This is a genomic window from Pseudomonas sp. P108, assembly GCF_032613195.1.
Lineage (GTDB): Bacteria > Pseudomonadota > Gammaproteobacteria > Pseudomonadales > Pseudomonadaceae > Aquipseudomonas.
The window spans coordinates 2739949-2752308 of sequence record NZ_CP126691.1; the positions used below are offsets into that span (position 1 = coordinate 2739949).

Genomic DNA, 12360 nt, shown 5'->3' on the forward strand with positions numbered 1-12360 from the left:
AGACTCCTTTCATTCCCCGTCCGGGGCAGGGCTCGGTTGCATCGCCGCCGGCCAGTAGCGCAACGCGACGATCGGGATCAGTGCGACGACGTAAGCGAGGCAAACAAACAGATAGGTGTACTGCAAACCGTAGACCTGACTGAGCAGGCCGCCGGCGGAAATCCCCGCAATCGAAGCGAATTGCGCAGTGCCCTGAGCGATGCCCAGTACATGACCCTGTTGCGAGCTATCGGCGGTCTTCGAGATCAGCGCCATCAACACCGGCGTTGTTGCACCGAGCAGTACGCCCCAGATGAAGTAGGCGACCACGAACACCAGCGGGTTGTGAGTGATTCCCGCCACCGCAGTGAGGACGATGCAGCCGATGACCACGTAAGTCATGCGCTGCAAGGTGTCCTGCTGACCACGGTGTTCGAAATAACGCGACCACGCCGTGGCCGACAGAATGAAGCCCAGCGCCAGCAAGCCGTAGCAGAGACCGACCACCGAATTGCTGACCTCGAACACCGAGCTGACATACAGCGAAAACGAGGTCTGCGGCAGCATCCGCGCCAGCAACAGAATACCCATCACACCGAGCAGCGACAGCAATGGCGAGCCTTGCCAGAGGCTGCCGGAACGAACCGGCGCAGTTTTGTCGACGATCACGGCTTTCTTCACCGGCGGCACGTCTGGCAAGGTCACGGCGGCGATCACGGTACACACCGCACACAGCGCCGAAGCGATGATGTTGATCCAGAAGAACGTCGCGTAATCGAGGATCAAGCCGCCGACCACCGCACCCAGCAGCGAGCCGACATTGGTCGAGATTTGCAGAATGGCGAACAGCCGAGCGCGCCGCGACGGCGCTTCAATGCTGACGCCATAGGCCTGTGCCGGCGCGATATAGCCGGCAAACGCGCCTTGCAGAAAACGCAGGATCAGAATCACCCAGATATCACTGAAGAGCGCCAGCCCAAGCTGGGTCAACGACAAGCCGGCGAGGGCGCGGATCATCATCAACTTGTGGCCGTAGCGATCACCGATCCGGCCCCAGAATGCACTGGTGAGAATAATGCCCAGCATCGGCCCGACGTACACGGCGATGCTGGCGAAGCTGAAAAGCGACTCTGACGTCGTCAGCCCACGCAGGTGGACAGGCCAGAACGGCCCGCTCATTTCCATCGCGCCCATCGATACCAGCTGGATCGCAAATAGAAGATAAATCAGGATTCTTACTCTCGAACCCTGGATGGCACCTGCTTGGGACATGAGTCAGCCTCGGTTAAGCGCTAGCGAGCGGGTTGGTCAGGGTGTGTTGCAAACGATAGTTGCTGTACTGCATCAAGTGCATGCGCAACAACGAACGGGTTGGCCATGGCTCTTCGACGAACGCCTTGTGCTCGGTTTCCCACACGTCTGCCGCGACCCGGTCACGCACCGCTTCGAAGGCGAGGTCGGTTTCCTCGCGCAACACCTGCCAGAGCCGCGTGTTGTTGAAAGCGTATTCCTTGGTCAGCCACAGGGCGATTTCATGCAGGTGCGTGAGGAACGCCGCGTCGAGCACAAACATGCGCACCGGCTCGATATCACCGGAGAATACTGTCGGCAGAATACCCGGCTGCACGTGCGGTTGCAGGCTGTAACCACGGCCCTCGAGCAACGGCGCGTAAGTGCGGCCATCGCCGAAATCGCGGATCAGCAGACTACGTGCTTTGCCGTCCGGGGAGAACAGCACCATGGTGTTTTGCTGGTGCGCCTCAAGGCCGATGCCGTACATCAAGTAGATCGCCACCACCGGGTGAGTCACCACTTTCGCGTACTCGCGGAACCAGTTCTCGACCTGCGCAGTATTGGCGCGCACACCGTCACGTTCAATCAGATCAGTGAACAGCGGACGACCGCTGCCGGGCAAACGGGTGAACAGTGAAGCCACGGTTATCGGCAGACACTTATCGTTGCGTTCGAACGCTGGTGCGCTGGCGCGATACACCACGGACAGATGACGGCCCGGGTGATCGTCCTGCGTCACCGCGTTTTTGTAACGCACACCGATTTCTTCCGGGAAGATTTCCAGGCGCTGATCGAAGCCGTTTTCCGTCTCGAGAATCTTGCTGATCACCGTACTGATGCGCGGACCCATGTGAATCGACTTGGCTTGCAGGCTGCGCAGTTCGCTGGTCATCCATACCGCGATGGGCAGTTTGATCAGCGGCGCGGATTCGTCCAGTACCGGCATCATTGTGCGATAGGACATGGTCGGCAGGGTTGGCAGGTCCGGGCCATCGGTGATCAGGATGCCGTCGGCGATTTCCTGCGCGAAGGTTTCCAGCACGTAGGCTTGTAAATGCCAGCTGTGGATCGGCAAGGGCAGCCATTGGTTTTCGTCCAGCCCCTTGCTGTTGAGCGAGGCTTTCCATTGCGCCCATTGCGTCGGGAAATGCTCGGCGAACCAGGCGCGGTAATCGATCACGTGCGGCATGCTTTCGCTTTTCGCGTTGTCGGCGCGCAGTGCGGCGATGCGCAGCGGCACCTGTGCGTTGAACTCGGGCGACAGTTGCTCGACCTCTTCATCGGTCAGGCCCGGGCGGGCTTTCCAGGTCGGGTAATAAGGATGGCCTTCCAGCGAACCCCACTGGTCGAGAAGAATGGCGGCGTCCTTGGTTTTGGCGTGCTGGCGCAAGTAATCAGTAAAGCTGTGCAGTCCTTGATCCTTGGCGGCTTGTGCCAGTCGGGCGTTCCAGTGCTGGCGATGCTGACGGGCGTGGGCGTCGTTGGTCAGGCTGTTTTCCATGTCGGACTTGAGCCCGGCCACGCCTTCGTCGGTCGGGGCGAAGTCGAAACTGTCGCGCAGCACATCGAGCATGTCCTGGTGGCTGGTGATGAGCTGGCGCACGCCTTCATCGGTCACCAACACCACGTCGCCGTCGTTGACCACGGTATCGGCCGGGCTTTTGGCGATGTCGGAAAAGGCCAGATGGGCGCGTCCGCCCTTGAGCGGGTAAGTCGCCTGGTGTCCCTCGACGGAAAAGCTCAGGGCCGAAAGGTCGAGGATGTTTTCCGCAAACAGGCAACGCACCAGACGGCGCATGGCGTTTTTGCGGGAGTAGGCGATCAGTGTCTTGAAGTCATCCATATCAGCGGTCTGCTCATCGAAAATTGAATAAAAAGATCAAGCGGCGGCGCTTGTCGTGTGCGGCCATTGGCGCGGGAAATAGTCGAGTGCCGAGCCGCGCAGGCCTTCCATGTAGGCCACGCTCCACTGCAGGACTTCCTCGATGTAAGGCACCTTGAAGTCGAAACGCTTGGCCATTTCCACCAGCAGCACCAGGCCATAAGCGACGTCTTCGTTGAAGGCGCGGCTCTCGCGCTCGATCACGTAACCGGCGCGGTTGTCGGCGGCCGGCACCATCGGCGCGAGGATGTCGTTGTAAGCCTGATTGGTACGCAGGATCGAGAGCATGCTGCTCGGGTCGCGGATCTGCTCGCCGTAAGCCTCGACGATTTCCTGTTTCAGCGATTTCACCGAGGACAGGTCGATGCCCAGTCGCTGGCTGATCACCGCACACAGTTCCTGGCTTTCCTGATCCATGCGTTCAAGGAAATACGCGCCGAGTTCCGGGCATTCGGTCCACCAGCACATGCGTTGCGGGAAGATCTTGCGGTGCCACTGGCCGTAGGGGCCGATCAGGCCGTAGATCACCGAGCTGTGCATGATCGGGTTGCCCGGCGTCAGGGTGATTTCCAGAAAATGCTTGAGCATCGTCACGCACGGGCCGTACAGCCGCGTGAGTATTTTTTCCAATTGGCGGCGCGCGGTTTGTGGCTCCCGGGCGTGGGTCGCGACGTACAACTGGCTTTTGCCGCCGCCCATTTTGATCGAGCGTCCGGGGGTCAATTCGAACGCGGTGTGCGGCACATCCTTCATGCCCCAGATCACCACGTTCGGTCGATCGGGCAGGGTGGCTTCGGCCAGCCAGTCGAAACCGCAAAAACCGGGAATAGCGCCGATGAACACCGGTTTGCTGGTGGTCAGATGCGGCGCGATATCTTTCAACGTTTGCGGACGCGCATGGGCCGGCACGGTGATGATGACGATGTCGGCATCTTCCACCGCGGCTTTCGCGTCGCTGGTCACCCGGTCCAGTCGGGCGCTCAGCGACGAGCCGTCCGGCAACAAGGCCTGCATCGGCGTGTGACGGACGTGGTGTTCGATGACCTCCTGATTATGGGTGTGCATCGAAACCTGAACATTGGGTAGCTGCTTGAACAGGATGGCGTTGAGATGGCCGGTCCTGCCGCCACCACAGATGGCGACTTTCAACAGATTCATCGAGAGGCGTTCCTGTGTGAAGGGTGGGTCATGCGACGCTCAGTTGCAGCGGCGCGGAAACGCTGTCCAGCCAGTGGGTCTTGCCCAGCCAGGCGTCCAGTTGCGGGGCGATGCTCGGGTCGATCAGATCGCGCTCCTGCAGCCACTTGTCGTCGAACACGGTATGCAGGTATTTCTCGCCGCCGTCGGCAATCGGCACCACGACGTTGCCGCTCAGCACGCCTTTGTGGATCAACTCCAGTGCCTTGAAAATCGCACCGCCAGTGGAGCCGCCGACTAGCAAGGCGAAGTTGCGCGCGATATAGCGCGCGGTTTCGAACGCCTGCGAATCGGTGACTTGCACGCCCAGATCGATGCAGCTGTAGTCGAGCACCAGACCCACGGTGTCGCCGGCCGGTGTACCGGTGCCGGATTGGTAGTACGGGTAGCCGGGGTGACCGAAGACAATCGAACCGGCCGGCTCCACCGCGACGGTGACGGTGTCCGGGTTGTGCACTTTCAAGCCGCGCGCAATGCCGGTCATCGAACCGCCGGTGCCGACACAACCGACGTAAGCACCGACAACACCTTCAGCCTGCACAATGGTTTCGCGGACGAAATCGCTGTAACCGCCGGCATTGGCCGCATTGTCGGACTGGTTCATGAACACCGCGCCGGGAATCTCGCTCGCCAGCTCGGCGGCCATCTGTTGGCGCTCGACCACCGCGACTTCATCTTCGCGATAAGTGCCTTTGACGAAACGAATGTCGGCACCGAGGGCCTTCATCACGGCGATCTTGTCTTGCGCGGCGTGGTGATCGACTACGGCGATGAAATGCAGACCGAACTCGACCGCGGCCATGGCCAGACCAATCCCGGTATTGCCCGACGACGACTCGACAACGACACCGCCGGGTTTCAGGCGACCGGACTTGAGCGCCGCCAGCACCATGTTGCGCGCCATGCGGTCTTTGATACTGCCGCCGGGATTGTTCTTTTCAATCTTCAACAACAATCGCGCGTTGGTATCCGGAACATCGATGCCCAACATCGGTGTATTACCAATAAGGTCAGAGACTTTATTCAAGATCATTGCAATTGTTCCCTTTAGTAGTCAGGTGAAAACGCATAGTTACCTTCCGTACAACAGGTCGCCGTCAACCGCCGGGGCAGGGGATGGCGATGAAACTCGTTTTCCAGCAAGTCCATCTGGTAACCGGCGGTGTTGATATAAATCAATAGGTCACCGGTTTGCGGTGCCGTCGCAAAGTTGATCAGGCGATGGGTAATGACGTCATCGTCCAGGCAACTATGGCCGGCGATATAAGCCTGAGTCGGGGTGTTTGGCTGTTGTGTGGTGCTGATGAGTATCGGATCTACCAGATATTCCGAGGTAAACCAGGTTTCGCAAGCGCTGAAACTGCTGCCCTCCACGAAGATCACGGTTTTATTGTCAGCCAATTGTTTGCTGCGCGTGACGCGAAATACTGACATGGCGGCTTGATCGACCAGACTTCGGCCGGGTTCGAGTGCGAGCGTTATATTCTGAGCCTGCAAGTAATTGGCAATCGACAAACCCTGCGAATGCTCGGCTTCGAGCAATAATGTCAGCCATTGTGTCGCGGTCAGTTCACTGCCGTAAGGATAATAAGTGGCGGGAACTTTCTGGTTGTAATAGTGGCTCGGGTTATTGTCATTTTGCAGGAACTGAGCGTAGGTCTCAGGTTCGACATAACGAATCGGCAAGCCACCACCGATGTCGATCATCTGCGGATTCAAGCCCATTTCCCTGGCCGCTTCGATAAATCCGCTGACCTCGCGAAAGGCTTGTGCGCGGGATTCGAATCCATAGTCGCCGAGGTGAAAATGGAAACCTTCAAAGTGAAAAAGCTCAGGTTGTTCTGTTAACCGTTGCAGGCATTGCAGCAGGTCTTGCGAGCCCATTCCGAATCGGCTCTTCTGGCTGCTTTTCGGTCTGTAACGCAATAGAACTCTGGTTTTCGTCGGTCCTGGCTGTGTTGGAATCACGCTATGCAGGTGATCGAATTCCTCCCGCGAATCCACACAAATCAGTGAACCGGCGCTGATCAGCGCTTGATGGAAAACGGCTGTTTTGGCCGGTCCTGTGGCACAGATATTTGCGCCTGGCACACCTGCGCGCAGGGCAGCATTCAACTCGTGAATGCTCGACACATCGACGCCGATCCCCGAATTCGCTGCAGCGCCGAGCATGCATTGCGACTTGTTGGCCTTGGCCCCGTAGAAAATGGCATGGGGCACTTGGTATTGCTTCAACACGTTCAGCAGCGCTTGCGTGTTTAATTCAAACGCATGGGGCCAGACCAGATTTAACGGCGAGCCCTGTTGTTCCACCAAGTCTGTAAGTTTGTTCGGGAACTTGTTGATAAGCGTGGAAATAACCGGGTCGATCAGCGGCGTTAACATCTCCGGGTGAAGAACTTTATACGGCTGTTCAGCAGCATATTTATTTGTTGTAGGCATAGTTAACCCCTGGCGTCGAAAGTTGCGTCGCCATTGATAGTTCGAACACCGATCGTTATCGATGCAGGTCGTCTTTTTTACTCGTCAGCGTCGAGGCTTTAAACAACGTGGAGGCGGATGCCAAGTGAAATCCGTTATTGGATCTGTAGCCCTGATCGTAATAAATGGTTCACAAAACAATTGCATGAGAACCCCATTCCATAAGGTTTGTGCGGATGTACTGAATGGCCATTAGTTGCTGGCCATTGCCCTGTAGCAGCCTGTAGCTGATGTTTAAGTGACATCACTGACAGGTACTTTTGCAGATGCCGATGACTTGCTTTGAAACGAGAATAGTTCCTCTTGGCGGCGTGAACAATATTGCGAACAGGAACGATTATCAAGTAAGGTTTTCAAATATTTTTCAATAACAACCTGCTCAAGGCGAATCCATGAACGTGTATTTACACGCTCAAGGACTCGTTCGTCCCGAGATTAAAAAGTCTCTTAATTGCTTGATCAATAAGGCGTTAAGGGCTGTTGCGATAAGCCCCGGAACGGCAGGCAAATCTGCCGTTGAACGGGCCTGAAAATTTTCACAAACCACGACGGGTTCACGTCAAAGGAGCAACGCCATGCAATCCGATCGACTCAGCCGCAAAGCGCCACTCGCGATCAGCTACCTGTTCGTGCCGGGCAACCGTCCCGAGCGTTTTTCCAAAGCCTGCGAAGCAGGGCCGGACGCGATCATTCTCGACCTCGAGGATGCCGTTCATCCTGACAGCAAAGCCGCCGCCCGTGACGCCATCCAGGCGTGGCAGGAGAAAACGCCGAGCGTTGCTTGTGAGCGTTACATTCGCCTCAACAGCGTCAGCAGTTCGCTGTTTCGCCAGGACCTGAGCTGGCTCAGCGACATGCGTTACCCCGAGCGTTGCAGCGGGATTTTCCTGCCCAAGGCCGAATGTCCCGAGACGCTGGCGCGGGCGGTCGAGCGCTTGCTGGAGTGGCAACCGACGCTGGCGATCGTCGCGATCATCGAGACCGCGAAAGGCCTGCAGCAGGTCGAGTCGATCGCTGCGATTGCGGGCGTGGCGCGGCTGGCGTTTGGCTCGCTGGATTTCTCGCTCGATATCAACTGCAGCCAGGTGCCCGAGGCGTTTCTGTTTGCCCGCAACCGCATCGTGCTGGCGTCGCGCACGGCGGATCTGCCGTCGCCGATCGACGGCGTGACGCCGGCAATCAGCGACTTGGCGGTGGTTGCCCAAGACGCGCAATACGCGCGTTCGCTGGGCTTCGGCGCCAAACTGTGCATCCATCCCGGGCAACTGGCGACGGTGCAGCGCGCCTTCCTGCCAGACTCGCGCCAACTGGCGTGGGCCGATCGCGTGATGCGAGCGGTCGCCACGGGCAGCCACGCGGTGCAGGTGGACGGCGAGATGGTCGACTTGCCGCTGATCGAACACGCCCAACGCCTGCTCGATGTGGCCAGCCAGCATGCGCCGGTTGCCCGCGCCGATGCCTGCTGAATCCCCGGCGAATCAGGAGATCATCATGGATCACGGTTATCAGATTGCGCTGCGGCCACTGTGCGACGTGTTGCAGTCGGAGCAGGTCGATCCGGCCAACGTGACGCTGCTGCGCGAGTCGATTGTCCGCGCCGGGCATTGGCTGGAACCGATCATCGTCGAGCGTTCGCGCGGCATCGTGATGGATGGTAATCACCGTTTCACCGCGGCGTTGCAGCTGGGTTTGAAACGGGTGCCGTGCATCCAGCTCGACTACTCCGATCCGCGCGTCTGTGTGCGGCATTGGCAGACCGGGCAGGCGTTCGAGGTGGCGCGGATTTTCACCACCATCGCTCGCGGCGAGATTTTGCCTTACAAGACCACCCGGCACGCGTTTGACCCTGCGTTGCCGGTCGTCGCGATCCCCCTGGAAAGTCTCTACGCCTGACCCTGATCGAGCCACAGCAAAAAAACTTTACTGCGGGTGATACTTTTTCGCAGATCGACTGGCAATAGGAGTGATTACCATTTTCCCTCGATGAAAAGGATCCTCACGTCATGCCTGTTGTCAGTCGTCCTTGCGGTGAGCGGGTGTTAGCACTCGCCGTGCGTACCGCCATGCTGAATTTCGTTTTGGTCGCAGGAAGCGCCAACGCTTGGGCCGCCAGCCCCGAGCAACCAGGCGTTGCCGCCGACCCGACTGCGAACGCCGCGCCGGACGCGCTGACCCTCGACACCACCAACGTCAACGCCCGTTACAACGGCGCGACCGCGTTGCCGGAAACCCTCGCCGGCGGCCAGGTGGCGCGCGGCGCACGGCTGGGCATGCTGGGCAACAAAGACGTGATGGACACGCCGTTCAGCGTCACCAGCTACACCGCCAAAACCCTCGCTGATCTGCAAACCGTGACCGTCGCCGACGCCTTGGAGCGCGATCCTTCGGTGCGCTCAACCGGGCAGACTGGCGGAATTGTCGACTCGTTTTTCATCCGTGGCTTCCCGATTGGCGAAGGCAACCTTGGTGAGCTGGCGTTCGACGGTGTCTACGGTGTCGCGCCGAATTATCGGGTGTTCACCGACTACGCCGAGCGCGTCGAAGTGCTCAAAGGGCCGGGCGCGCTGATGTACGGCATCTCGCCGAACAGCGGCGTCGGCGGCGTGATCAACATCGTGCCCAAGCGTCCGCTGGATGAAGACCTGACCCGGTTCACCGGCACCTATGCCTCGGATTCTCAGGTCGGTGGGCATCTGGATCTGAGCCGGCGCTTCGGTTCGGAGAACCAGTTCGGCGTGCGTTTCAACGGCAACCTGCAGGGTGGCGATACCGCCGTCGATGATCAGCATCGCGACCTCGGTGTCGGCGCGATCGCGCTGGATTATCGCGGCGAGCGTCTGCGCCTGAACCTCGATTACATCAGCCAGAAAGAAAGCTGGGAGGGCGCTTCGCGGCCCTTCACCATTGCGCCGAGCGTTGATGTGCCGTCTGCGCCGAACGGCCGCACCAATCACTCGCAGGACTGGGGCTGGTCGGATACCAAAGAGCAGTCGGCGTTGCTCGGTGGCGAATATGACCTGACCGACAACGTCACCGTGTTCGCTCATGCCGGCGGTGGTAGATCCGACGTCAAACGCCTGTCCGACCAGGTGCCGAGAATTCTCAATGACGCCGGTGATACCAGCAACATTCCCGGCTACTACAAATTCAACGTTGATCGCTCGACGGCTGACGTCGGTATGCGTGGTGTGTTTGCCACTGGCCCGATCACTCACACCACCACGGTCATGGCGACCCGGTATCAGGATGAGCTGTCACGCGGCATCAACAACGGCACGGCCATCCTGTCGAATATCTACCACCCGATCGACAGGCCGCAGCAGTACATCAACTCGCCAAAGGTGTTGCGCGTTTCCGAATCGGAGCTGTCCGGCGTGGCGTTGACCGACACAATGTCGATGCTCGATGACCGCTTCCAGTTGACCCTTGGCGTGCGTCGCCAGGACATCGAATCGCGTAACTACAACGCGGCCGGTGCGGTCAGTTCGAAATACAAGGACAACGCCACGAGCCCGCTGGTTGGCGTGGTGGTCAAGCCTTGGGAAGACGTTTCGCTCTACTACAATTATGTCGAAGGCTTGAGCAAGGGCGACATCGCCCCGGGCACGGCGTCCAACGCCGGCGAAACCTTCGCCCCGTACGAATCCAAGCAGCATGAGATTGGCGTCAAGTACGAGCACGGTACGTTCATGACCACGCTGGCGTTGTTCCAGATCGAGAAACCCAGTGGCGAAGTCGGTGCCGACAACGTGTTCTCGGTGCAGGCCGAACAACGTAACCGTGGCGTTGAATTGAGCATGTTCGGCGAAGTGGCCCCGGGCACTCGCCTGATGGGCGGCGTGACCGTGCTCGACGGCGAGCTGACCGATTCGGCGACCAAGGCCAACCGTGGCAACAAACCGGTCGGCGTGCCGGACGTGCAAGCCAACGTATGGGCCGAATGGGACACGCCATGGCTTGAAGGCTTCACCCTCACCGGCGGGGCGATCTACACCGACAGCCAGTACGTCAACCAGGCTAACACTCAGGAACTGGATGCCTGGACCCGCGTCGACGCCGGCGCGCGTTATGCGACCAAAATCGAAGGCCGGCCAACGACGTTCCGCGCCACCGTGCAGAACGTCTTCGATCGTGAGTACTGGTCGGGCGTGGCGTCCTACGGCGCGTTTTCTCCGGGTTACCCGCGGACCTTGCAGCTGTCGGCCACGGTCGATTTCTGACGGGGCGGGAGGGGCGGCGCTGTCGTGAGCTTCTATATAGATAGTCACGATCACGTTGCCTGTCCGACACGTGGTCGGCAGGCGGGCAGCAATTGCTGTCCGCCTGAACCTTTAAAACAAGGAGTATTCGCCATGTTTAACAACCCAGGCGTTGGCGCGGTAAACGCACCGTTGGCTTTTCGGACAGCGAACAACCCATTGGCCTTTGAGTTTGATCGCAGCGCCAATACGCATATTCGCGAACTGCTGCGCCACTTCGGACTGCGCACCAGCCTGATCCGCTTCAAAGTCATCAATGCACTGGTGGTGGCCGGCCGCGACGGGCATGGGATCGGGGTGAATGGTGTGCATGCGTTTGTCGAGTCTTCATCGCCCGAGCTGTCGTTCGTCAGTGTGCGTGAAGTGCTCAAGCGTCTGGGTGAAGAGGGGCTGATCGTGCTCGGGAGTGACAAGACCTACCGATTTTCCTCTGAGGCCATGGAATTGCTGCAGCAACACACAGATCCCGTGTAGGAGCTGCCGAAGGCTGCGATCTTTTGACTTTGTTTTTTAAAAGACAAGATCAAAAGATCGTCCGATCGCGGCCCGAGCCTTCGGCAGCTCCTACAGAGTCCCCGTGTATTTCACGGCGGCGGCTGCCCGTGAGGGCACGTTCAGCGTGCGTAATAAAGAAGACACATGAATGCGCACCGTGAACGGTGAGATATCCAGTTCACGGGCGATTTCCTTGTTGGTCTTGCCTTGGGCAATCAAGCGCAGTACGTCTTGCTGACGAGGCGTGAGAGCGGCGCCGGTTTCCAGCGGCAGCAGGCCTGAGGGTGCGAACTTCACCAGTACTTCACCTTCGCGAATTGCCAGAATTGCCTGACCGATTTCGTCCGGAGCGATGTTTTTGCCGATAAAACCGTCGATACCGGCGGCCATGACTTCGCTGATCAACGACTCGTCATCGACCATCGACACCACAATCAGCGTGGTACGCGGCAAGCGTCGACGAAGTTCGGCGAGCTGGTTCACACACGTGAGCCCGGGGAAACGCAGGTCAAGAATCAATGTGTCCGGCTCATCACCCAAAGGCAGCAGCGCCAGCACGGCGTCGAGATCGCCGGCTTCGTCGATAACGGCCTCGGGCAGCAAACGCTGTACCGTACGCAGCATCGCCTCGCGAAACAGCGGGTGATCGTCGGCTATGATAATTCGGCATGTCATGGCGTGACCCTCCCTGGGTCAGGCGTTACTCAAGGCTTGCACCTTAGCACCGGGCGCGAAGGTTGCCTGTAGGCTGATTCGGAAACTGACGATTGCCGC

At 59.0% G+C, this 12360-nt stretch carries 10 protein-coding genes; 4 read left to right on the top strand and 6 right to left on the bottom strand.

Going from position 1 to position 12360, the window contains the following annotated elements; all coding sequences use genetic code 11:
- Positions 1-9 precede the first annotated feature (9 nt).
- Genes QOM10_RS12115 through QOM10_RS12135 form a run of 5 tightly spaced genes read right to left on the bottom strand, consistent with a single transcriptional unit; the run spans position 10 to position 6793 of the window.
- A complete protein-coding gene (locus QOM10_RS12115; protein WP_150751915.1) occupies positions 10-1251 on the bottom strand; it encodes an MFS transporter in 1242 nt (413 codons plus the stop codon).
- Between the two features lie 13 nt (positions 1252-1264).
- Positions 1265-3115 (bottom strand): IucA/IucC family protein, encoded by a 1851-nt coding sequence (locus QOM10_RS12120; protein WP_316918137.1) that lies wholly within the window; start codon positions 3113-3115, stop codon positions 1265-1267.
- A 36-nt stretch (positions 3116-3151) separates the two neighbouring features.
- Entirely contained in the window at positions 3152-4312 is a 1161-nt protein-coding gene (locus tag QOM10_RS12125) for an NAD/NADP-dependent octopine/nopaline dehydrogenase family protein (protein ID WP_150751917.1), read from the bottom strand.
- 28 nt (positions 4313-4340) lie between these two features.
- Positions 4341-5384, bottom strand: coding sequence for a PLP-dependent cysteine synthase family protein (locus QOM10_RS12130; protein ID WP_077573287.1), 1044 nt, complete (start codon positions 5382-5384; stop codon positions 4341-4343).
- Between the two features lie 14 nt (positions 5385-5398).
- Positions 5399-6793 (bottom strand): Y4yA family PLP-dependent enzyme, encoded by a 1395-nt coding sequence (locus QOM10_RS12135; RefSeq protein WP_316918138.1) that lies wholly within the window; start codon positions 6791-6793, stop codon positions 5399-5401.
- A 614-nt stretch (positions 6794-7407) separates the two neighbouring features.
- On the opposite strand from QOM10_RS12135, the gene QOM10_RS12140 reads away from it, so the two are divergent.
- From QOM10_RS12140 to QOM10_RS12155, 4 genes are all read left to right on the top strand, one after another.
- Positions 7408-8298 carry an HpcH/HpaI aldolase/citrate lyase family protein gene (locus QOM10_RS12140; protein WP_127926873.1) on the top strand — a complete coding sequence of 297 codons (891 nt, stop codon included), beginning with the start codon at positions 7408-7410 and terminating at the stop codon, positions 8296-8298.
- Between the two features lie 25 nt (positions 8299-8323).
- The gene (locus QOM10_RS12145) at positions 8324-8725 is read left to right on the top strand and encodes a ParB N-terminal domain-containing protein (protein ID WP_127926874.1); all 402 of its coding nucleotides are present in this window, start codon (positions 8324-8326) and stop codon (positions 8723-8725) included.
- A 110-nt stretch (positions 8726-8835) separates the two neighbouring features.
- Positions 8836-11052, top strand: a complete 2217-nt coding sequence (locus tag QOM10_RS12150) for a TonB-dependent siderophore receptor (protein WP_316918139.1) — start codon at positions 8836-8838, stop codon at positions 11050-11052.
- 132 nt (positions 11053-11184) lie between these two features.
- A complete protein-coding gene (locus QOM10_RS12155) occupies positions 11185-11565 on the top strand; it encodes a fe2+ zn2+ uptake regulation protein (RefSeq protein WP_127926876.1) in 381 nt (126 codons plus the stop codon).
- A 90-nt stretch (positions 11566-11655) separates the two neighbouring features.
- On the opposite strand, the gene QOM10_RS12160 is transcribed toward QOM10_RS12155, so the two are convergent.
- Complete coding sequence (locus QOM10_RS12160) at positions 11656-12261, bottom strand: LuxR C-terminal-related transcriptional regulator (protein ID WP_150751921.1); 606 nt, start codon at positions 12259-12261, stop codon at positions 11656-11658.
- Positions 12262-12360: the final 99 nt, after the last annotated feature.

Bases quoted from the DNA above. Each gene is read 5' to 3' on its own strand.
- QOM10_RS12120 (WP_316918137.1), bottom strand. From the start codon at position 3,115: ATGGATGACTTCAAGACACTGATCGCCTACTCCCGCAAAAACGCCATG.
- QOM10_RS12160 (WP_150751921.1), bottom strand. From the start codon at position 12,261: ATGACATGCCGAATTATCATAGCCGACGATCACCCGCTGTTTCGCGAG.
- QOM10_RS12145 (WP_127926874.1), top strand. From the start codon at position 8,324: ATGGATCACGGTTATCAGATTGCGCTGCGGCCACTGTGCGACGTGTTG.
- QOM10_RS12115 (WP_150751915.1), bottom strand. From the start codon at position 1,251: ATGTCCCAAGCAGGTGCCATCCAGGGTTCGAGAGTAAGAATCCTGATT.
- QOM10_RS12155 (WP_127926876.1), top strand. From the start codon at position 11,185: ATGTTTAACAACCCAGGCGTTGGCGCGGTAAACGCACCGTTGGCTTTT.
- QOM10_RS12125 (WP_150751917.1), bottom strand. From the start codon at position 4,312: ATGAATCTGTTGAAAGTCGCCATCTGTGGTGGCGGCAGGACCGGCCAT.
- QOM10_RS12130 (WP_077573287.1), bottom strand. From the start codon at position 5,384: ATGATCTTGAATAAAGTCTCTGACCTTATTGGTAATACACCGATGTTG.
- QOM10_RS12150 (WP_316918139.1), top strand. From the start codon at position 8,836: ATGCCTGTTGTCAGTCGTCCTTGCGGTGAGCGGGTGTTAGCACTCGCC.
- QOM10_RS12135 (WP_316918138.1), bottom strand. From the start codon at position 6,793: ATGCCTACAACAAATAAATATGCTGCTGAACAGCCGTATAAAGTTCTT.
- QOM10_RS12140 (WP_127926873.1), top strand. From the start codon at position 7,408: ATGCAATCCGATCGACTCAGCCGCAAAGCGCCACTCGCGATCAGCTAC.